This window comes from Agarivorans sp. TSD2052, assembly GCF_023238625.1.
Lineage (GTDB): Bacteria > Pseudomonadota > Gammaproteobacteria > Enterobacterales > Celerinatantimonadaceae > Agarivorans.
The window spans coordinates 1,563,149-1,584,728 of the sequence record NZ_CP096670.1 but is presented as its reverse complement, the minus strand read 5'-3'; the positions used below and the strand labels follow the sequence as shown (position 1 = coordinate 1,584,728).

The following is a 21,580-nucleotide window of genomic DNA, read 5'->3' as shown; positions in this document are numbered from 1 at the left end:
CCTGAGAAAGCTTCAGAACAACAATTTGTCTCAATTAGTATTACTACAAGCAGAGCTGGTTGAGTGTTAACAAGCTCTATTTTAGGAAATAAAAAGAGGCTGCATGGCAACCTCTATGCTTATTATGGCATCTAGTTACGAAACTGAATAGCAAAAATTATTAAGCTTAAAGTTAATAAGGTAACGCTATAGCTGAGTATCTATCAGTAGGGTTATCACATCTTCGCCCTCTTGACTTACCGGGGCCGATTTACCTTCCCAATCTCCGTCAGTAGTTTGCACATTATTGTCATAGGATAAGCGTGCGGTGATGTAAAAATCCCCCTGCTGAGACAATTTTAGTCCCTCCATCATACTGTCGTTATCAGAAAGATTAACCGTAACTGGAAATTGCGGGTGGGCAATTTTTTTTGCGGCTAACGGCATAGGTGGCCCATTCACCGCTTTAGCATAAACAAACAAGAAGCTTGAATCAGGTACCGAGAGCCCTTCTTTAATACTCACCCTAATGTTGTAGCCTGGCTCGTTGCTAACTACCCGCTCTTCACTAAGAGCTTGCGGTGCCTCTGTCGTAGCGTCTTTAGGGGGCGCTGTTTGCGCCAATTGGCCTTTGGCAAAGTCGATGCTTTGTTGCAGCATCAGCTCGCGCTCTGAGCCTTTTTCTACCAAGCCTAGCATGCGAGACCAACGATCGATGGCTAACTGAAACTGTTGTTGTTCAAGCGCCATAAATGCGTATAAAGACCACAACTCTAACTCACTAGGGTTTTGTTGCAGGGCTAGCACTAACAAACGCTCTGCTCGAGCTTGCTGAGCAGGCTCTCCACTGTAAAAAAGCGCTTGGGCGTAAATGGTAATATTGTTGGTGCTATTGGGCTCTCGCTGGTAAGCCTGCTCAGCGGCATCAGTCATAATGTCTAAGCGATTTAAGGCTTGGCCAACCTTTGCTAATAAAAACCAACCTCGAGTATCAGAGGGGTCTTGGTGTAATTTAGTTCGCAAGCCAAGCGCGAAGTCGGCTAAGTCTTGCTCGCTGACTTCACCACCTTGCCCCAGCAGCACTTTATTACTTAGCTCTGGCATGTTTTGCACAATGGCTTGCCAATCTTGAACCTGTTCACTACTGCCTAGCTTCATATACAAGCCGATTGAACTGGCCACTACGAAAAACACCCCTGGCAACACCACCCAAGTAGATACCTTTAGGCTCTGCTTAGGCTTATCGGCAGGTATGTCATCTAACAAGTTGTGTTGTAGCTCGCTGACTAGCACTTCGCTGTCGTCTGCTAAGCCTTGCTGGTCTTCTTTCTCAATTTCAGCTAAGCGGTCTTTGTATAGGGTCGTATTCAAATCAGTTTGAGATACCGATGTATTGTTCTTTGAAGCACGCAGCGGCAGTAATACTATCGCCACTGCTAGCAACGTTAACACGGCCGCAGCCAACCAAAACGCTGTCATTATTTATGTTGCTCCGTTTTTTTAATTAATTCAGCTAAGCGCTGTTGCTCTTGCTCATCCAGCGCTGGCTTGGCGCCTTTTTTACGCCTTGATAACTGAAATATGGTTAAACCACCAATTATAATAATGCCAATAGGTGCTAGCCACAGAGTTAACACCGCGGGTGTTAAGGGAGGATCATAACGTACAAAGTTACCGTAACGCGCCACCATGTAATCTAATACTTGTTGCTTATCGCTACCCGCTTTGACCATTTGATAGGTTTTTTCTCTCAGATCTTGCGCCAAACCCGCGTTAGAATCAGAGATATTATTGTTTTGACACTTCGGGCAACGCAGCTCTCTGGTCAACTCGCGAAATAGTTGCTCTTGCTCGGCAGAGTCAAACTGATGCGCTTCAATGGCGGCCATCGCTAGTTGAGAAAAAGTTAACATTAGGCCGACGACCAAACCGGTAATAAGTTTATTCATGTTTACTCCAAGCCTGCAAAAATAGGCCCAAGGGTTTGCTGCCAGTTACGCTGATTAACATCCCCCACATGGCGGTAACGGATCACCCCCTGACTATCGATGAAATAGGTTTCGGGCGCGCCATAAACACCCAAGTCTAAGGCTAGTAAACCTTTACCATCATAAAGGTTTACTTGATAAGGGTTTCCTAACTGCTCTAACCAAGAGATAGCTTTATTACGGTCATCTTTATAATTAAGACCCACAATTTTAACCCCTTGTGCCGCCAGCGAGTTTAAAAAGGTATGCTCGGCACGACAAGTAGGACACCACGTGGCCCATACATTAAGCAATAAGGGTTGCCCTTTGAAAATCTTGGCATCATGTTGCTTATCTTGCTGATAGATATCTTGCAAGGTGAATTCAGGGACAGGCTTGCCAATTAACACCGACTCTAGTTCAGTGGCGTCACTGTACAAACCTCGGTACAAAAATATCGCCACTAACAGAAAAGCAACCAAGGGCAGCATGAAGTACATTAAGCGCTTATTCACCTAAACCTCCTCGGCCAAAGCTTTGGCTTCGCTAGCCGTTTTACCGCTAAGTTGCTGCTGCTTAACTTTAAACCGATAACGTTTGTCAGCCATAGCAAAACAACCGCCCAGCGCCATAATCAGCGAGCCTAACCAAATCCAGCGAATAAAGGGTTTATAGTATAAGCGTACAGCCCAAGCCCCGCCGGGTAGTTGCTCCCCCATAGCGGCGTACAAATCTCGCCAGAATCCAGCATCAATGGCCGCCTCTGTCATCATATTACGCTGTACTCGATAAAAACGTTTTTCAGCACGTAAGGTAGTGGCCAATTGCTCGCCTTTATACACGTCAATCACGCCTACGTGACCTTCGTAGTTAGGGCCCACCAAGGGCTCAACCTGCTTAAAGTGAAAACGATAAGCGGCAAAGGTAACAGAATCACCGGCTTCTAAGCGCAAGTCTCGCTCAATGCTGTAATGACTAGTCATAGAGATACCAATTACCGATACCGCCAAACCAATGTGCCCTAGCACCATGGCCCAATGAGAGCGACTCAACTTGGTGAGTCCGATGCTAAAGGTATGTCGATGGGTGGCACGTAAGTACACCTCTAAGGCGGTACAACACACCACCCAAACAGCGAGTACCAATGCCATATAGGCTAAGGCGTAAAACTGCGGAGCCAATAGCTGCAGTAACAACAGCGGTAATAGCAAACTTATCGCTGCTATCACTAATAAAGGTTTAGTGAGAGGGCGGATATCTTGACGTTTCCAACGCAGTAGTGGGCCAATGCCCAAAGCCAACGCAAACGGCACAATCATCCAACTGAACATGCGGTTAAAGAACGCTTCGCCAATCGAAATACTGCCTAGGCCAATCTCTTTATGAATAAGTGGTAACAGTGTACCTAGCAATACCACTACTAATGCAGCGACCAGCAGAATATTGTTAATTAATAAAAAGGTTTCTCGCGAAAATAGATTATAGGTGCCACGGCTTTTAACCTGTGAACCACGGATCGCAAATAACAATAACGAGCCGCCAATAACCACTAACAAGAAGCCTAAAATAAACAAGCCACGAGCGGGGTCACTGGCAAAGGCATGCACCGATACCAACACGCCAGAACGAACCAGAAAAGTACCTAATAAGCTCAAAGAAAATGCAGAAATAGCTAACAGCACTGTCCATGATTTAAATACACCGCGCTTTTCAGTGACCGCTAATGAGTGCAATAGCGCGGTGCCCACTAACCAAGGCATAAACGAGGCATTTTCAACCGGATCCCAGAACCACCAACCGCCCCAACCGAGTTCGTAGTAAGCCCACCAACTCCCTAAGGCAATACCTACCGTTAGAAATACCCATGCTGCCATTGTCCAAGGTCGAGACCATCGCGCCCAGGTAGAGTCTAAGCGGCCTTCGATGAGCGCTGCAATAGCAAAGGCAAAAGCGACCGAGAAGCCCACATACCCCATGTATAACAACGGCGGGTGAAAAATAAGCCCTACATCTTGTAACAAGGGGTTAAGATCTTGTCCGTCGACGGGGAAAAACGGCAAGGTTCTGTCAAAAGGGTTGGACGTGAGCAGAATGAATAAGTAGAAACCTACACAGATCATCCCCATTACCGCCACCACCCGAGCCACTGCCGATAATGGCAAGCCTCGGCTAAATAAGGCTACCGCAGCCCCCCAAGCCGATAAGATAAGCGCCCACAATAGTAATGAGCCTTCATGGGCGCCCCACACTGCCGACAAGCGAAAATGCAAGGGCAACTGGCTATTAGAGTTATTGGCAACATACGCCACCGAGAAGTCGTTAATCGCAAAGGCGTAACTAAGGATAACAAAAGACAGTGTCACAAAGGCAAACTGCCCCAATGCCAAAGGCCGAGCCAGCTTCATTAATGTCACACTGTTTTTGCTCGCCCCCCAAAGAGGATAAATACTTTGTAAGATGGCTAACGTTGTAGCAAGAATGAGTGCGTAATGTCCAAGTTCAGGGATCATAGTTAACCGTCTCTAGTGCGTTGAGCCCTGTAATTGGGCCTCTGTATATTCTGGTTTAAAGTGTTCCATGCCAACTAACGCTTCGGCCACTTCTGACGGCATGTACTCTTCATCATGCTTGGCTAATACTTCAAAAGCCGCGACGGTATTCAGATCGCTAAGTTCACCTTGGGCAACAATGCCCTGCCCCTCTCGAAATAGATCCGGCAAGATGCCTTCATAGGTCACGGTGACTATTCCGCCGCCTGCATCACTGAGCTTAAAGCTCACTGCTAAACTGGTCTCTGAACGCTCTACCGTACCCGGCAATACTAAACCGCCAATTCTGAGACGCTGCCCCAATTCAGGCTTTAGTGCCTTTGGCCCTTTACCCTCTACCAATTCAGTAGGTGTATAAAACAAGTCTATATTTTGCTGTAAAGCAAAAAGCAACAAACCGATTGATGCGCCTAAGCCAACCACAATAGATAAAATAATTGTTAGGCGTTTTTTACGTCTAGGGTTCATAAGCGTTCAGTTACCTCTTTTGCTGCTTGAGCTCGCTGCTGGCGCGCCGACTGGCGAGCCACAGATTTAAAAATAGCATTGCGTTTTACAATACTGTCGACCACAACGGCAATCATCGCTGCGGCGCTAACGCCAAAAGCTAGCCACACATAAAATCCGTAGCCGCCCATAGCAAGAAAATCGCTTAAAGATTCAAATTGCATGCTAATTACCCTTTGCTTCAAGCTGTTTATTAATGAGTTGTTGTACCCAAGGCCTACGTTGCTCTCGGCGTAACAGTTCAGTTCTGAAGCGAATTAAACTTACCGCCCCTAAAAATAAAGCGAACGCTAACACGTTAATCAGCAAAGGCCAAAGCATTCGCGAATCGATAGAAGGTTTAGCAAACTTGGTAATAGTTGCACCTTGGTGGAGGGTATTCCACCACTCTACTGAGTAATGAATGATGGGAAGATTTATCACACCAACGAGACTTAAAATACCTGCCGCTCGGCCAGCCATGGTTTTATCTGAGAAGGCATTGTATAAGGCAATAACCCCAAGATATAAAAACAACAAAATAAGCTCTGAGGTTAAACGCGCATCCCACACCCACCAAGCTCCCCACATGGGTTTACCCCAAGCGGCACCAGTGAACAAGGCAACAAAGGTGAATACCGCGCCCACCGGGGCGACGGCTGCTACATACATATCAGCTTGTTTGATCTGCCACACTAGGCCAATAAAGGCTGCAATTGCCATTGAGGAGTAGGCCCCCATAGACATAATGGCAGATGGCACATGAATATAAATGATGCGGAAACTATCGCCCTGCTGATAATCAGCAGGGGCAAATGCCAAGCCCCAAATTAAACCAACTGTAAAACTGACAGCAGCAAATACACTAAACCACGGTATAAACTTACCCGCTAGCTGGTAGCTTGCTTCTGGTTTTGCATAGGGATGTAGCCATTTCCACATAATTGAAAGTTCTCTCTGTCCAAATTATAACGTTAGTTAATACTGACTTTTAGAGCCGCAGCGGTTGCAAAGGGGGCTAAGGTTAACGCTGCCAAACTAATGGCCCCCATAATCGCTAAATGGCCCGTATAGGGCAAGCTTAAAGATGCCGCTTCAATCGCCGATGTTGCAAAAATCAGCACTGGAATATACAAAGGCAAGATAAGCAGGCTCAATAATACCCCACCTTTACGTAAGCCCACTGTTAAGGCCACCCCTACAGAGCCAATCAAGCTCAATACCGGCGTGCCTAACAGCAGGGTATAAAAGGTCGCTTGAAAACTTTGCCACTCCAAGGATAGCAATACCGCCAACAAAGGAGACAACAACAAAATAGGTAGGCCGGTTATAGACCAATGGGCAACGATTTTTGCTAATGCGATCAGCGGTAAGGGCGAACCACTAATCACCATCTGCTCCAGCGAGCCGTCGGCATAATCGTCGCGAAATAAGCGCTCTAAAGATAGCAATGAAGATAACAGCGCTGCGACCCACAATATGCCAGGTGCTATACGCGCCAACAGGGCCGGTTCTGGGCCCACGGCAATGGGAAACAAGGTGATAACAATTAGAATAAACCAAAGCGGATTTAATACATCGGATTTTTGGCGAAATGCAGCCAGCAGCTCACGCTTGATAACAGCTAAAAAGGCCTGCATTACACGGCATCCTCAAACGAAGGCTTAATGGTTAAAACGCGGTACAGGTTTTTACTTAAGCTTAACTCTTGATGGGTTGTAAGCAACACCATGCCGCCCGACTGTGCATGCTCAACAATAACCTTTTCCAAATAGGCAACGCCTTGCTTGTCAATGGCAGTAAAGGGTTCATCCAATATCCACAACTTACATTTTACTAGCCATAAACGCGCTAGACCAACACGCCGTTGTTGTCCGGCAGATAGGTGTCCTACCGGTTCGTCTTCAAGCCCGGCTAAACCGACGCGAGCGAGAATGGCATACAATTGATTCGAAGACTGAGTTTGCCCCGCTAAACCGAGGTAAAACTGCAAATTTTCGAGAGCACTTAACTCTGCTTTTACGCCCGCATGATGGCCTAAATACAAACAGTCTTGGTGGTAACGGTCGTAAGTTTGTGCGATAGCCTGCCCTTGCCAACTAATATCACCGTGCTCGGCTCTTGATAAGCCGGCAATAAGCCGTAATAAGCTGGTTTTACCTGCTCCATTTGGCCCGGCAATTTGCAATATTTGGCCTGGCTCTAGAGAGAATGACAAATTGTCAAAAAGCACTCGGTCTTCTCTAACACAACACAGGCGTTTGACTTGCAGCATTCCATTCATTCTTGGTTTGGTAGGTTGTTCGGATGTTATCACAGCTAAACCTTAAATCTAGCTTAAGCGACTGATTTAAGGGATTAGTAAAGAAGAACTGCGGCGAGAATAACAGAACATGCAAGTCGTGTTAATCTCAAGCCTAAATCGAGTGTGTGCTTTTTAAGGTTATACCGTCTTCACAGCTAAACATAACGGAAAATACCGAACTCTAGGTGCGTTAGCAGCCTAACTAGCCTGCCCTTTTATTTTATTGCGCAAACTGAGTAGCAGTTCAGCTTCGGCTTTGGGTAGCTCACATTCGCGCATCACTTCTTCTAAGTCAGCACCTAACTCAACCAGTTTTACCGCTCTAGTATAAAGCTTACTATCAGGGTCTTGCGATTGGATTTCTGAGGTACGTAAAAAGGCTTGTTCAACTTGCTCACTTTGTCGTTCCAGCTCTTTTACTAAAGAAGCATTAGCAAGATGAATTTCTTGCAATTGCTTTTCAACAGAGCGGTGACTCACTAACAGGTTTTTTGTCACCACTTCTAAACTTGCCATTTTTTTGTCACTGCTAGCCACTTGTTGTTTTGCCTTATAAGTAAGCCAATAGCCACCTATAAGGCAAATAATTGTCGCGAGCAGGGCAGTAAGATTAATCCAGTCCATTTACAGTGAGCTTACTTCATCCCATTCGTCATCAGATAGTAGCTTGTTTAAGTCTACTAAAATCAACAATTGTCCATCTCTATTGCTCACACCTTGAATGAACTTGGCGCTCTCTTCGGTGCCAACATTCGGGGCAGAGTCAATCTCTGATGAACGTAAATAAACCACTTCGGCTACACTGTCGACCAAAATACCAATTACCTGAGACTCTGCTTCGATAATCACAATACGCGAGTTTTCAGTAATGTCGGACGACGGTAAACCAAAACGTGAACGGGTATCGATAACGGTAACAACATTACCGCGCAAATTAATAATACCTAACACGTAATCTGGCGCGCCCGGTACGGGAGCAATTTCGGTATAACGCAGCACTTCTTGTACTTGCATTACGTTAATACCGTAAGTTTCACTTTCTAACTGAAATGTCACCCATTGAAGTACTTCGTCTTCAGCTACGTTTTCTGCAATGTTACGTTGCTCGCTCATCTGAATGTCCCTTTTTTATTGTTCATGAGTCCGTTAGGATCTCGCAACTCTTATCTGTTCAGTATATATCATAAGTTATAAAACTAAATGACGGATTTTCCTACTCTTTCAACTAAAGAAACCCGCCAAGCTCTCATTAATTTAGTGTCCTTCGATATTCACACCTTGAGAAAGCATTGCTAGTAGTTCTTCTACGTGCACTAATGCGCACATTTTCTTCTTCACCATGCCCGCTAACCAGCGGCGCTGACCAGGTACCTTACGCCACTTAACATCATCGCGTGTTAAGCGTTCGGTACCAAATAGTTTTTCACAGCTCAAACCCCATGGGCTCTCTCCAAGCATAACGACATATTTATATTCTGGGTCGAAAGGTTGATTAGGCATCACCCATTTTGCGGTATCGACCACTGACAATTTTTGCTCGCGCTCGATCATGATTCCAGCAAACCATTCGGGCTTACCAAATAAAGGACTGACCTCACTGATTCGATGAATGCCACCTAATTCTGTTAAAGGCACCCCAAAGGTCACGCCGGCCACTTCAAAAAAGAGCGCCTGAAACTCATCATCGGTTTCAATGTTTTGCCACTCTGCGGCTTGCGGCTGTTCAACAAGCTCTGGCTCTGTCTGTTGTAAGGTTTCTGCTTGCGGTGACGCAACTACAGCCTCAACAGTATCTAGCACTACCGGTTCAGCCACGGTGGGTTCAACCATGGTTGGCTCCACTTGTTGCTCCGGTAGCTCTTGTATCGGCAACAGAATAGGCGGAGCGTCGCTCATTGCGGCAACCCGCGTTTCTGCTTCAGCAAATAGCGTTGCTAAAGGTTTAACCTGAGGTTCTGCAACCAGCGATGGTCTCTCTACAGTGGCTTCGCTAGGTTTAATCACTGGGGCGCTTTCTTCATTCAATAATGAATCAAAATAGCTGCCTAGTGCTTGCTCCATTAATTTATCACTGTTCATAATAAGCCCTGCTCGTCTGTCATTTGTAGTAAATGGGCCAGTAGAGTTTGATAGGCAAAAACACCACGACAGTTTTTAATATGGTAAGACGGCGGAGCATGACGCAAGCTGGCATCACGAAACTTAGTGTCAATCGGGATAACCGAGTTCCAAATGTTGTTGGGGTAGGTTTCTTGTAAGTCTTTTAAGGCTGCTAATGAGGCTCGGGTACGTTTATCGTACATAGTAGGCACAACCGTATAACGTAAGGGATCCGGACAAGAACGTTGCATAATCGCCAAGGTTTTCACCATGCGCTCTAAACCCTTAATGGCCAAAAACTCTGTTTGTACCGGGACTAACACACGGTCGCTCGCGGCTAATGCATTGACCATCATCACACCTAATACCGGCGGACAATCTATCAATACATAATCGTACTTGTCTTCGATTCTGGCTAGAATGCGTTTTAAAATAAGCCCCATGCCTTCACGTTGACCTAGCACTTTATCTAAGGTTGCTAAAGCCATACTGGCAGGGATGATATCCAAATTGTCGAAGGATGTAGCCTGAATACTATGAGTGACCATGGCATCGTCAAGCTGAGCATTTTGATAAAGCTCATACAAGGTGCCTTGCACACTATCTACATCAAAACCCAAATAACTGGTTAACGAGGCGTGAGGGTCAGTGTCGAGTAGTAATACTCGTTTGCCCTGTTGCGCTAACAAACCGGCTAACGATATCACCGTGGTGGTTTTACCCACCCCACCCTTTTGGTTAGCAACTGTCCAAACTTTCACTTATCATCCTGCCTTGTTGTAAACCTAACCCCACCACCTTCAAGTGGTACAGCCAACATAGTATCACTATCAGGCTTAGGCTTTGGTTTTTCTGTTGTCATCGTCGATTTCCCGTCTTCGACAATAGGCGCCCTTGGTGGCTGCCAACGCTTATTAGACAAAGCGATGACGACTCGCCTGCTCTTACTATGACTTAACTGATCGGTTTGAGGGGAATAGTGTGCATAGGCTTCAATCGCCATGCGTGCTGGTTGCACACCATTCGCTTCTAGTTCTCTTAATACACGGGTAGCTCTAGCTGCTGACAACTCCCAGTTACTTGGGTAAAGCGCACTGTCAATGCTGTCTTCATCGGTGTATCCGCGCACCCGTAAATAGTTATCCACCGTTTTTAGTTTGCCTGCCAACCGGATTATAATTTGTTCGGCTGGTTTAATCAGGTAAGCGCTACCACTGGCAAAAAACAATCGACTATCTAACTCAATACTTAACCATTGATCGTCATAACTCACTATTATGTCGTCAGTATGCAGATAATCTTTAAACTCTAGCGCAATTTGCTCTGCCAACATTGGCAAAGGTTCTAATTCAGGCTGATTTTTAATCACATCTTCAATAACTGCTTGGTTATTGTTTTCTAAAATAGTATCCCCTTCGCCCACCAAGATTGAGTGGTTTGAGTCTTCAACCGCTGGCGGTTCACTAATTTCTAATAGCGCGATAGCCTGTTGTAGACGCTGTTGTAACTCTGGGTATTCTTGTTCATTGGCTATGGCCATTGAGTACAGCACCACAAACAGCGCAAACATCAAGGTCATGTAATCCGCATAAGACACTAACCAGCGCTCTGTGTTGGCATTGCGCTTTGCGGGTGCCGCGTAACGATGCCGCATCTCAGTCGATATCCACGACAAAGCTTTTAAGACGTCGTTGCACATCTAAACTACTGGCACCTTCGGCGATAGACACTAAGCCCGCTAAGGTCATTTCTTGGTAAATAGCGCGATCGCCGGCTTGTGCACGTAACTTATTTGCAATGGGAAGAAATAAAAAGTTAGCGAAGCCCACCCCATAGATGGTCGCAACAAATGCAACGGCAATGCCCTGACCTAACTGTTCTGGGCTGCTGAGAAAATCCATGGCTTGAATTAACCCTAACACTGCGCCTAATATTCCTACAGTAGGGCAATAGCCCCCCATCGCTTCAAACACACCGGCTTGACGATCTAGCCGACTCTGCTCAAGATCTATAACGTCTTCTAAGGCTTGTTTTACTTGTTGTGGCTCGGCGCCATCGACCAGCATTTCTAGGCCTCGTAGGCTGAAGCTATCGGCATGCTGTTGTTGAGTTTCTAAAACCAGATAACCGTCTTTTCGAACAGTATTAGACCAGCTCAATATTAACTTTATCTGGCCTTGGGTATCGTAGCTAGAATTTTGCCAAACTCTTGGCGCGGCTTTAATCGCTTGCAGAAACTGGGCTGAAGGCGTTTGCAACATCACCGCCCCAATAGTGCCGCCTAAAACGATAAATAAAGCATGTAGGTTAATCAGATCACTTAGCTCGCCGCCAGCCAACATATGACCGAAGCCAACTGCAGAAAACGCCAAAAATATACCAAAGACGCTAAGTTTATCCATTCCCTATTTCCGCGACTATCGCATCTGAAAAACGCTCTAGTGGCAGTTGATTAGAGGCTAAACCGGCGCTAGCGACGGCTTGTGGCATACCGTAAACAACACAACTAGCCTCATCTTGAGCCCAGATTGTTGAGCCTTGTGCTTTTAACAGGCGACAGCCGTCTCTGCCGTCTGCCCCCATCCCGGTGAGAATCATGGCTAATACGTTGCCTTGATGACTTTTTGCTAAAGAAGCAAAAGTAATATCGACACAAGGTTTGTAATTTACTTTGTCATTGCCCTCAATGATACGGATTCGACCGTGGGCACCTCTCGACTCAATCAGCATTTGTTTGCCGCCAGGTGCAAGGTAGGCCCAGCCGGGTCTTAAGTCATCACCGTCTTCTGCTTGCTTGACATTTATTTTAGATAAGCTGTTTAAACGTTGGGCAAATGCAGCGGTAAAGGTCGCGGGCATATGTTGAACCAACAGAATAGGCTTAGAAAAACCCGCGGGGATTTGAGTTAATATCATTTGCAAAGCTACGGGGCCGCCAGTGGATGTGCCAATGGCAACCAATTTATAGCGCTTACCAGAAGGCTTAAAGCGAGTAGCAGGGCTTGGCCTCTCAATGGTTGAGGTAGCTGCAGTGGTTTTATTTACTGGAGAATGACCCGTTGATGGACTAACGCGCCTTGCTGAAGGTGTTGAGCTTGCCGGGCTAATTGGCGCACGGCGCGCCATAACACGGCGCCGAGCGATTGCTTTTACCCGTTGTTGCAGTAAGCTAACTGCTTCTTCGCGGTCTCTGGCAATATCCTCAAACTTTTTGGGAATAAAGTCTAAGGCACCTGCGTCTAAGGCCTCTAAGGTGGCTTTTGCGCCGTCATGAGTAAGAGAAGAAAACATCAATACCGGTGTAGGATACTTAGCCATTATCTCTTTAACAGCGGTGATCCCGTCCATCACTGGCATTTCAATATCCATGGTAATCACATCGGGCTTAAGCCTAGCGACCATTTCAATGGCTTCTTTACCATTTTTGGCGGTTTCAATCACTTCTAACGCAGGATCTGCGTTAATTATTTCGCTTACCCTACGTCGAAAAAAGCTTGAATCGTCAACTACTAAAACTTTTATAGCCATACTCAATTCTTCTTGGAGGCAACGCTTACATTTTACGAGCGTAGCGTTTTAACAGACTAGGGATATCGAGTATTAGAGCGATACGGCCATCACTGGTGATAGTCGCTCCTGCCATACCAGGAGTACCTTGCAGTAACTGGTCAAGCGCTTTAATCACGACTTCTTCTTGGCCAATCAGGTTATCAACCACAAAACCCACTTGCTGAGGACCAATTTGCACGATCACAACATGGCCTTGCGAACTTCGTTGACCGGGCTGCATATTCTTAATTAACCAATCCTGCAAATAAAATAGCGGAATCGCTTTATCTCGAACAATAACGGTTTCTTGGCCGTCGACAACGTTGGTTTTAGTTAAATCAAGGTGGAAGATTTCATTAACACTGGTTAGCGGTAAGGCAAATGTTTGCTTGCCAACATCTACCATCAAGGTAGGTAAAATAGCCAGCGTTAACGGAACTTTGATTTGCAGAATGGTGCCTTCGCCTAACTTAGAGTCGATATCAACCGATCCATTAAGTTGGGTGATGCTGGTTTTCACCACGTCCATACCCACACCACGCCCAGAAATGTCTGAAATTTCAGTTTTGGTAGAAAAACCAGGGGCAAAAATCAAACTGTAGGCGTCTTTATCTGGCATGCGAGCCGCAGCATCAGCGTCTAACACTCCGCGCTCAATGGCAATGCCTTTCAATTTGTCAGCGTTCATGCCGGCACCATCATCTTCAATTTTCAATAAGATGTGGTCTCCTTCTTGAGAAGCAGACAAACGAATAACACCGGTACGAGGTTTACCTGCAGCGACACGAATATCAGGCATCTCGATACCGTGATCCACTGAGTTTCTGACTAAGTGGACCAAAGGATCAGCGAGAGCTTCTACCAAGTTTTTATCGAGGTCGGTCTCTTCACCCACTAATTCCAAATTAATATCTTTCTTCAGGCTTCGCGCTAAATCACGTACCACCCGAGGAAAACGACCAAATACTTTCTTGATCGGCTGCATACGCGTTTTCATCACCGCGCCTTGCAAATCTGCGGTCACCACGTCTAAATTAGCGGTGGCCTTAGACATATCTTCGTCGTTACTCACTAAACCTAAACTGACGAGGCGGTTTCTCACTAATACTAGCTCACCGACCATGTTCATTATTTCGTCTAAAGTACGAGTATCAACACGAACCGTGGTTTCGCCTTGCGGTGCTTGTTTAGCGGCCTTCGCTGGCTCTTTAGCCGCCGCAGCAGGCTTAGCCGCAGCGGCGGGCTTAGCCGCAGCGGCGGGCTTAGCAGCCGGTTTTGGCGGCGCTTTTGGTGCCGGTGTCGCAGCTTTGGCGACGGGAGCCGGTGCTTTTGGCTCAGGCGCTTTTCCTGCACCATGTAATTGGTCTAACAGTTTTTCAAATTCGTCATCGCCTATTTCACCATCACTAGCCGAGCTAGCAGCAGCGGGTGGCGCTTTAGCAGCGGGAGTTTTTGCGGTGGGCGCATTAGAGCCATGCAGCTCATCAAGTAGTTTCTCGAATTCGTCATCTGAAATATCGCCTGCACTGGCAGCACTCGGAGGGCTAGCAGGGGCTGGCGGAGTAGCGGGCGCATTGGGCGCAGCACCACCATGTAGTTCATCGAGCAAACGTTCAAATTCGTCGTCACTGATTTCATCAATGCTGGCACCACCAGCGGCGACATCAGCAGCAGGCGCAACCGGTTCAACAGGCTGCTCTACCACCACTTCTGGTTCTGGTGCAACCACCTCATCGGCGGACTCTGGTTTAGAGAGTTGATGTAAACGCTCGATAATTTCAGGAGAAGCAGGGGTTAAGGGCTCGCGAGCTTGCACTTGACCAAACATATCGTTGACCGCGTCGAGAGCTTCAAGGATTACATCCATTAACTCTGAAGATACGCCTCGCCCGCCATTACGGAGAGTGTCAAAAACGTTTTCAGCACCGTGACATACGTCAACCAGTTCAGTTAATGACAAAAATCCCGCACCGCCTTTTACGGTGTGGAAACCTCTGAAAATGGCATTCAATAGGTCACTATCATCAGGACGTTTTTCTAAATCAACCAACTGCTCAGAGAGCTGTTCAAGAATCTCTGCCGCCTCTACGAGAAAGTCTTGTAAGATGTCTTCATCTACATCAAACGACATGCGCTACTCCCTTAAAATCCTAAACTAGATAACAGGTCATCAACATCATCTTGATCGTTGACTACGTCATCCCTTTGCTCTTTATTTATTATTGGACCTTCAGCTTCTATCGCTGATTTGGTGACCGGCTCAGCTTTAGCTAATTCGCTTTTCTCAGCACCGAATAAAGTCAGCATTTCTACCAAACTTTCTTCTACCTCTTGCACTAAGGTGATGACTTTACGGATCATTTGCCCGGTGAGGTCTTGAAAGTCTTGTGCCATCAATATCTCTGTCAACATGCTACGTAGTTTATCTGCATTTGTTGAAGAACTATTAAGGAAAATATCGATTTGGTGACACAGCGCCTTAAATTGGCCCAATTCAATTCGCCGTTCCATCAAACTCTGCCAAATCGGCATTATATCGTTGATGTCACTGGTTAATTTATCAGCAATGGGTAAGCCAGACTCTACCGCGTCCATGGTTTTGTTGGCTGCTTGGTCGGTCATTTCAATGACGTAATTTAAACGCTCTTTAGCGTCTGGAATTTCTTGATTCGCCAGCTCGTTGATACGTATATCGAGCTTAAAATCATTTAAAGAATCGTGGAGTTGACGAGTGAGCTGCCCAACTTTATCAAATAGCAGATTAGCTTTAGGTGCGCACAACTCACTAACGAGTTGATTGGCCTCTGCTACATTGCCTTGTTCAAGCAACGACACCAATTGTTTGGCATCAGCTAACGAAATAATCGGATTATCGGTGCTCACGCATCTTCCTTTATTATTGTAATCGTTCGAAAATCTTATCTAGCTTCTCTTTTAATGTAGCAGCAGTGAACGGTTTCACAATGTAGCCATTTACACCAGCTTGTGCAGCTTCGATAATTTGTTCGCGCTTAGCTTCTGCCGTTACCATTAGTACCGGCAAATGAGCAAGGCTTTCATCGGCACGAATATTTTTCAATAAATCGATGCCTTCCATGCCAGGCATGTTCCAATCTGTTACTACAAATTCGAAATCGCCACCTTTAAGCATCGGTAATGCCGTATTGCCATCATCAGCTTCATGTGTGTTATTAAAGCCAAGGTCTCTCAATAGGTTTTTAATAATCCTTCTCATTGTTGAAAAATCGTCAACAACCAGAATTTTCATATTTTTATCCAAGGTACTTCCCCCAACAGGATGCTTGCTAGCTCACAACTGAGCCATAAATTTATAATATGTAGATATTATGCCTTAATAAACACAATATTAGTCCATCTTTTATTAGTTTTGTAAGGATGAATTTCGCTATTGTGTCCAATCTCGCATTCGAGTTTTCACTCTGGCCAGTGCTTGACTATGAATTTGGCTCACACGAGACTCACTTACGCTCAATACTTCACCAATCTCTTTTAGGTTTAATTCTTCGTCGTAATACAAAGATAATACGAGGGCTTCACGCTCTGGTAGCCCCTTAATGCACTCTGCTAAAGACTGCTGAAAACGTTGGTTGGCAAAGCCTTCAAAGGGGCGATTAAGCTCGCGACTTTCTTCGCTTGAGATAACATCTTCACTTACGCCGAGGTCTTCAATGCCGAGGATTCGGCCACTATTAACATCGGCCAGCATTGAGTGGTATTCATTAATACTCACTCCCAGTTTTTCGGCTATTTCTGCGTCTTTGGCATCACCATTTTTTTCTCTTTCTACCGCCGCAATCGCATCGTTAATAGCGCGGCTGTTTTTATGTACAGATCGTGGTACCCAATCACCTCGGCGAATCTCATCCAGCATAGAACCGCGAATACGGATCCCGGCATACGTTTCAAAACTCGCCCCTTTAGAGCCATCGAAATTACGGGCGGCTTCAATTAATCCAATCATGCCTGACTGAATTAAGTCGTCAACGATGACGCTTGCTGGCAATCTAGCCATAAGGTGGTGGGCAATCCGTTTAACCAAAGTCGCATGACGCTCCACTAAAACATTAGTGTCGTTCACGCTGGCATAAGCGGCAACTTTATTCACTAAGCTGTTCTCTATTTTTGCGTTGACCAAATTCGAGAAGATTCTCGATGAAAAACTCTAAATGTCCACCCGCTTGCTCTGGTATTGGCCAAGTGGTGGCTTTATTTGCTAACGAGCGAAACGCTAGTGAGGCCGGTGATTTTGGATACGCTTCTACAACAACCCGCTGCTTTCTTACTGCCAACCTAACGTTATTGTCATAAGGGATACAGGACACCAATTCTAAGGTTGCATCGAGAAACCGGTCTGTGACTCGGGTAAGCTTAGCAAACAATTCTTGCCCTTCTCTTAGGCTACGTATCATATTGGCCACAATTTTAAACTTATACACACCATGATTATTAGAGAGTAGCTTAATCAGCGCGTAAGCGTCAGTTATTGAGGTGGGCTCGTCACAAACAACCACAACAATGTCTTGTGAGGCTTTAGCAAAACTTAACACCATATCGGAGATACCTGCAGCAGTATCAACCAACAAAACATCAATCGGCGTTTTTAGGCTGCTAAATGCGCGAATCAAGCCTGCATGTTCTGCCGGGCTTAACTCGACCATTGACTGAGTACCAGAAGTGGCAGGGGCAATCAGAATGCCGTTAGGCCCTTCTACGAGCACTTCGTCTAAGGTGCACTCTCCCGATAAGACATGAGATAAGTTTTTAGTTACCCGCAAACCCAGTAATACATCTACGTTCGCTAGACCCAAATCGGCGTCTAATACCATAACGCGTTTACCTTGTGCGGCCATGGCGATACCCATGTTTAGGGTAACGTTGGTTTTACCTACCCCACCTTTACCACCGGTGACAGCGATAACTTTTACATTATTTTTTTGTTGCATCATTCTGAGGCCGCTAGCTTGATCAAATTCATTATCTTTAGAATACATCTGAAACCTTCTGCTGCTCGGTTTCACTGAACCAGAAATGTTGTTGGGTATTGGAGTCCATCACTGATAAAGCTTGCTCTATCAACTTACTCGGCTCGGCCACCGCTATATCTTCTGGTACTTGCTGACCATTAGTCACGTAACTTATTGGTAAAGCGTGGCGTAAAGTGACATTGAGTACTTCACCTAAGGCTAAGCTTTCATCCAATTTGGTAAGTATGGTACCAGCTAAGGGAATGCGTTGGAATTGGTTCACAGTTTCTTCAATTACTCGGCGCTGAGCATTGGCTGACATGACTAAGTAGTTGCGAATATTAACGCGACTATTTTTCACCAACTTGTCTAATTGCTCATGCAGACGCAGATCGCGCTGACTCATTCCGGCTGTATCAATTAGCACCAATTTTTTGTCTTTAAATTGATAGAGTAGCTGCGATAACTCTTCTTCGTCATTGGCTACGCGAACAGCACACCCCATAATTTTTCCATAGGTAGCTAACTGTTCGTGAGCACCAATCCGATAAGTATCGGTGGTTATCATTGCCACACTGTCGGGGCCATGGCGCATTGAAAATTGGGCCGCTAACTTCGCAATAGTGGTGGTTTTGCCCACGCCAGTAGGCCCCAGCAAAGCGATTGCGCCACCTTTCAATAAGATTTCATCTTGACCCACCGGTAACTGATTGGCGAGTAACTCGCGTAAATGCTGCCAACCTTCTTGAACCCCTAACTCTTCAGGGATGTAGCCGGCAATTTGGTCTGCCATGTCTTCATCAAAGCCAACCACTTGTAACTGCTTTATCAACATTGCTCGTACAGGCTCTTGGCGCTCTACTTCCTGCCACATTAAACCCGATACTTGATGCTCTAGCAGCTTACGCATGGCTGCCATTTCTTTCTTGAGCTCGCCGACTTCGCTGGCACTGGCGTCTTGAGCCACCGGATTAGGGCTTCGTTGTTGCGCTTTACTTGATAACGAACCTTGCTGAACCCAGCCTTGTTGCTGCGCAATTGAGCGCGGAGCTTGAACCGTGCGAGGACGCTGGTTGTCTGCTTGGCTCTGAGATTTGGCGCGAGTAGATTGCTGTAAATTTTCTTTCTGACGTTTTTGATGACGCTGCATAAAATTAGTGAGATTGTCTTTTAGGCTAGCGTTTTCGTCAAAATCATGACTAGGGTGACTGTTTGTTGGCGTTTTTCGTGCAGATGAACTTGGAGCAGCCGATAATTTGACACTATCTTCAGCCAACTCTCGCGTTGTGGTACTGGCTGCCTCGCCGGCGCTTGAAGGTTCAATGGCAGCTACGATCTCTATGCCACCAGTAACCTTTTTGTTAGACATTATCACCGCATCACTGCCAAGTGTTTCTTTTACTTCAGCAAGTGCAGTTCGCATGTCTTTTGCAAAAAAGCGTTTCATTTTCACTGTTCACCTTCCTTTTGCCAGTACGCTGAGGCTACTGCCCTACTGAACTCACAATACGTATTTGTTTGTCTTCTGGTACTTCTTGATAAGAAAGTACTCTTAACGCTGGTAGTGCTGTTTTAACAAACCGAGACATGCTTGAGCGCAATATTCCCGAGGTTAATAAAATAGCAGGTTGGCCAGCCAGCTCTTGGTTTTGACATGCTTCAGTGAGTGACACTTGAAGTTTCTCAGCCAAACCAGGCTCCATCCCTGCTCCATCATTTCCAGCTGCCTGCATAGACTGATGCAATATTTGCTCCAAGTCTGGCGATAAAGTAATGACGGGTAATTCAGCTTCGCTGCCAATCAACTCTTGGACAATCAGGCGTTTTAGGGAAATACGGCATGCTGCGGTAAGAATATCTGCATCTTGGCTCTTCGGACCATACTCCACTAAGGTCTGAACGATGCTGCGCACATCACGCACCGGCACCCCTTCATTAAGCAAGTTCTGTAGTACCTTAACCACCGTTGATAAGCTCAATACATCTGGTACTAAGCCTTCGACCAATTTAGGTAAGTTATTACCTAGCATATCCAACAAGTTTTGAACTTCTTCATGGCCCAGTAGGCTCGAGGCATTATTGGTCAGTAACTGGCTCAAATGGGTAGCAACAACCGTTGCCGAATCGACCACGGTGTAACCAAGTGTTTGCGCATGTTCACGTTGTTCTGTAGCAACCCAGGCGGCTTCTAAACCAAACGCTGGATCGGTCGTCGCCTGCCCTTCTATCTTACCAAAAACTTGGCCAGGATTAATCGCCATTTCGCGGTCATGGAATACTTCAGACTCGCCGTAAGTCACCCCCATTAAGGTAATGCGATACTGGTTTGGCCCTAAGTCTAAGTTGTCTCTAATGTGCACTGCGGGCACCAAAAAGCCTAGGTCTTGAGATAATTTTTTACGCACGCCTTTAATGCGCGCGAGTAATTCACCACCCTGAGTCTTATCGACTAATGGGATAAGGCGATAGCCCACTTCTAAGCCAATAACATCCACCGGTTGAACATCGTCCCAACCTAGCTCTTTCGGCTCACTGCTAGACCCAGTATTTGCTGTGGATGGTTGTAGCGCGGTATCGGCCACTTTTTTCGCGTCAGCTTTATGGCGCATCCACGCTGCGCCTAAACATACCGCGGCACAAGTTAAAAATGCTAAATGCGGCATGCCTGGCACGATACCCATTACAAATAGAATCGACCCACAAATGATCATGACCCGAGGGTCTTTAAACATCTGCAGACTGACTTGCTCGCCCATATCGGCTTCGGTATTTTGGCGAGTCACAATCAAGGCTGCAGCAATAGATAATAATAGTGATGGGATTTGTGCAACCAATCCGTCACCAATGGTCAGTAGTGTGTAGACCTCAGCCGCCTCACCGAAGGTCAGGTCATGCTGAGCGACACCAATGATAAAACCGCCAAGAATGTTGATGAACAAAATCAATATCCCGGCGATGGCGTCACCTTTTACAAACTTACTGGCACCATCCATTGAACCGTAAAAGTCGGCTTCGTTGGTGACATCAGCTCGGCGTTCTCGCGCTTGCTCTTGGTCGATAATGCCAGCGTTAAGGTCGGCATCAATCGCCATTTGCTTACCCGGCATGGCATCCAAGGTGAAGCGTGCGCTTACTTCTGCAATCCGGCCAGCACCTTTGGTTACCACCACAAAGTTGATAATCATTAAGATTAAAAACACCACTAGACCTACGGCGTAGTTACCCCCGATCACCACCGAGCCAAATGCTTCAATAACATTACCCGCTGCGTTGCCACCGTTGTGACCTTCCAGTAATACGACTCGAGTAGAGGCAACGTTTAACGCCAAGCGTAATAAGGTGGCAATTAACAACACGGTGGGGAATACAGCAAAATCTAATGGTCGTTTAGTATAAACCGCCACTAGCAGCACGATAAGCGCTAGTGAAATGTTAAAAGCGAATAAAATATCTAGCAGCCAAGCTGCCATGGGTAATACAACCATACCCAAAGTGGCTAGCACCACCATTGGGGTGCCAAATCCTTTTATGATATTTACATCAACTTTTTTTAGATCTTTAAGCTTAAAGCTGGTGAGGCGATTGATGATTTCCATAAATGACGAAATACTGACTTCTTAACGACTGATTGAATGAGAAAAGCAATAACTGAGCCAACAA

Annotated in this window: 23 protein-coding genes; all 23 read right to left on the bottom strand. The window is 46.0% G+C overall.

Annotated features, from left to right (window positions below; translation table 11 throughout):
• Window positions 1-186: 186 nt before the first annotated feature.
• Window positions 187-1,458 carry a c-type cytochrome biogenesis protein CcmI gene (gene ccmI, locus M0C34_RS07200; protein WP_248714954.1) on the bottom strand — a complete coding sequence of 424 codons (1,272 nt, stop codon included), beginning with the start codon at window positions 1,456-1,458 and terminating at the stop codon, window positions 187-189.
• Complete coding sequence (locus tag M0C34_RS07195; RefSeq protein WP_248714953.1) at window positions 1,458-1,928, bottom strand: cytochrome c-type biogenesis protein; 471 nt, start codon at window positions 1,926-1,928, stop codon at window positions 1,458-1,460. Before M0C34_RS07195 ends, ccmI begins: the two co-directional genes overlap by 1 nt.
• A gap of 2 nt (window positions 1,929-1,930) precedes the next feature.
• Window positions 1,931-2,461, bottom strand: a complete 531-nt coding sequence (locus M0C34_RS07190; RefSeq protein WP_305883156.1) for a DsbE family thiol:disulfide interchange protein — start codon at window positions 2,459-2,461, stop codon at window positions 1,931-1,933.
• Entirely contained in the window at window positions 2,462-4,456 is a 1,995-nt protein-coding gene (locus tag M0C34_RS07185; protein WP_248714952.1) for a heme lyase CcmF/NrfE family subunit, read from the bottom strand. It abuts the gene before it with no gap.
• Window positions 4,457-4,468: 12 nt separating this feature from the next.
• Window positions 4,469-4,963 (bottom strand): cytochrome c maturation protein CcmE, encoded by a 495-nt coding sequence (gene ccmE, locus M0C34_RS07180; RefSeq protein ID WP_248714951.1) that lies wholly within the window; start codon window positions 4,961-4,963, stop codon window positions 4,469-4,471.
• On the bottom strand, window positions 4,960-5,166 hold the full coding sequence (gene ccmD, locus M0C34_RS07175; protein ID WP_248714950.1) for a heme exporter protein CcmD: 207 nt from the start codon (window positions 5,164-5,166) through the stop codon (window positions 4,960-4,962). Before ccmD ends, ccmE begins: the two co-directional genes overlap by 4 nt.
• 1 nt (window position 5,167) lies before the next feature.
• Entirely contained in the window at window positions 5,168-5,923 is a 756-nt protein-coding gene (locus tag M0C34_RS07170; RefSeq protein ID WP_248714949.1) for a heme ABC transporter permease, read from the bottom strand.
• Between the two features lie 32 nt (window positions 5,924-5,955).
• Complete coding sequence (ccmB, locus tag M0C34_RS07165; RefSeq protein WP_248714948.1) at window positions 5,956-6,621, bottom strand: heme exporter protein CcmB; 666 nt, start codon at window positions 6,619-6,621, stop codon at window positions 5,956-5,958.
• Window positions 6,621-7,265 carry a cytochrome c biogenesis heme-transporting ATPase CcmA gene (ccmA, locus tag M0C34_RS07160; RefSeq protein ID WP_371923130.1) on the bottom strand — a complete coding sequence of 215 codons (645 nt, stop codon included), beginning with the start codon at window positions 7,263-7,265 and terminating at the stop codon, window positions 6,621-6,623. Before ccmA ends, ccmB begins: the two co-directional genes overlap by 1 nt.
• Window positions 7,266-7,484: 219 nt before the next feature.
• On the bottom strand, window positions 7,485-7,910 hold the full coding sequence (locus tag M0C34_RS21195) for a DUF2802 domain-containing protein (RefSeq protein WP_305883155.1): 426 nt from the start codon (window positions 7,908-7,910) through the stop codon (window positions 7,485-7,487).
• Entirely contained in the window at window positions 7,911-8,399 is a 489-nt protein-coding gene (locus M0C34_RS07150) for a chemotaxis protein CheW (protein ID WP_248714947.1), read from the bottom strand.
• A gap of 141 nt (window positions 8,400-8,540) precedes the next feature.
• Window positions 8,541-9,365, bottom strand: coding sequence for a chemotaxis protein CheW (locus M0C34_RS07145; protein ID WP_248714946.1), 825 nt, complete (start codon window positions 9,363-9,365; stop codon window positions 8,541-8,543).
• The gene (locus tag M0C34_RS07140; protein WP_248714945.1) at window positions 9,362-10,147 is read right to left on the bottom strand and encodes a ParA family protein; all 786 of its coding nucleotides are present in this window, start codon (window positions 10,145-10,147) and stop codon (window positions 9,362-9,364) included. Before M0C34_RS07140 ends, M0C34_RS07145 begins: the two co-directional genes overlap by 4 nt.
• On the bottom strand, window positions 10,144-11,085 hold the full coding sequence (locus M0C34_RS07135; RefSeq protein ID WP_248714944.1) for a flagellar motor protein MotB: 942 nt from the start codon (window positions 11,083-11,085) through the stop codon (window positions 10,144-10,146). The genes M0C34_RS07140 and M0C34_RS07135 overlap by 4 nt, the downstream gene beginning before the upstream one ends.
• Window positions 11,042-11,788 carry a flagellar motor protein gene (locus M0C34_RS07130; protein WP_248714943.1) on the bottom strand — a complete coding sequence of 249 codons (747 nt, stop codon included), beginning with the start codon at window positions 11,786-11,788 and terminating at the stop codon, window positions 11,042-11,044. The genes M0C34_RS07135 and M0C34_RS07130 overlap by 44 nt, the downstream gene beginning before the upstream one ends.
• Window positions 11,781-12,914 carry a protein-glutamate methylesterase/protein-glutamine glutaminase gene (locus M0C34_RS07125; RefSeq protein WP_248714942.1) on the bottom strand — a complete coding sequence of 378 codons (1,134 nt, stop codon included), beginning with the start codon at window positions 12,912-12,914 and terminating at the stop codon, window positions 11,781-11,783. The genes M0C34_RS07130 and M0C34_RS07125 overlap by 8 nt, the downstream gene beginning before the upstream one ends.
• A gap of 25 nt (window positions 12,915-12,939) precedes the next feature.
• Window positions 12,940-15,066: a chemotaxis protein CheA gene (locus M0C34_RS07120; RefSeq protein WP_248714941.1), complete on the bottom strand. Its 2,127-nt coding sequence runs from the start codon at window positions 15,064-15,066 to the stop codon at window positions 12,940-12,942.
• 11 nt (window positions 15,067-15,077) lie between these two features.
• A complete protein-coding gene (locus tag M0C34_RS07115; protein WP_248714940.1) occupies window positions 15,078-15,818 on the bottom strand; it encodes a protein phosphatase CheZ in 741 nt (246 codons plus the stop codon).
• A 13-nt stretch (window positions 15,819-15,831) separates the two neighbouring features.
• Window positions 15,832-16,215 carry a chemotaxis response regulator CheY gene (cheY, locus tag M0C34_RS07110; RefSeq protein ID WP_055734955.1) on the bottom strand — a complete coding sequence of 128 codons (384 nt, stop codon included), beginning with the start codon at window positions 16,213-16,215 and terminating at the stop codon, window positions 15,832-15,834.
• A gap of 126 nt (window positions 16,216-16,341) precedes the next feature.
• Entirely contained in the window at window positions 16,342-17,061 is a 720-nt protein-coding gene (locus M0C34_RS07105; protein ID WP_248714939.1) for an RNA polymerase sigma factor FliA, read from the bottom strand.
• On the bottom strand, window positions 17,054-17,947 hold the full coding sequence (locus M0C34_RS07100; RefSeq protein ID WP_305883154.1) for a MinD/ParA family ATP-binding protein: 894 nt from the start codon (window positions 17,945-17,947) through the stop codon (window positions 17,054-17,056). Before M0C34_RS07100 ends, M0C34_RS07105 begins: the two co-directional genes overlap by 8 nt.
• A complete protein-coding gene (flhF, locus tag M0C34_RS07095) occupies window positions 17,937-19,373 on the bottom strand; it encodes a flagellar biosynthesis GTPase FlhF (RefSeq protein ID WP_371923120.1) in 1,437 nt (478 codons plus the stop codon). The genes M0C34_RS07100 and flhF overlap by 11 nt, the downstream gene beginning before the upstream one ends.
• 31 nt (window positions 19,374-19,404) lie before the next feature.
• Window positions 19,405-21,516, bottom strand: coding sequence for a flagellar biosynthesis protein FlhA (flhA, locus tag M0C34_RS07090; RefSeq protein WP_248714937.1), 2,112 nt, complete (start codon window positions 21,514-21,516; stop codon window positions 19,405-19,407).
• Window positions 21,517-21,580 lie beyond the last annotated feature (64 nt).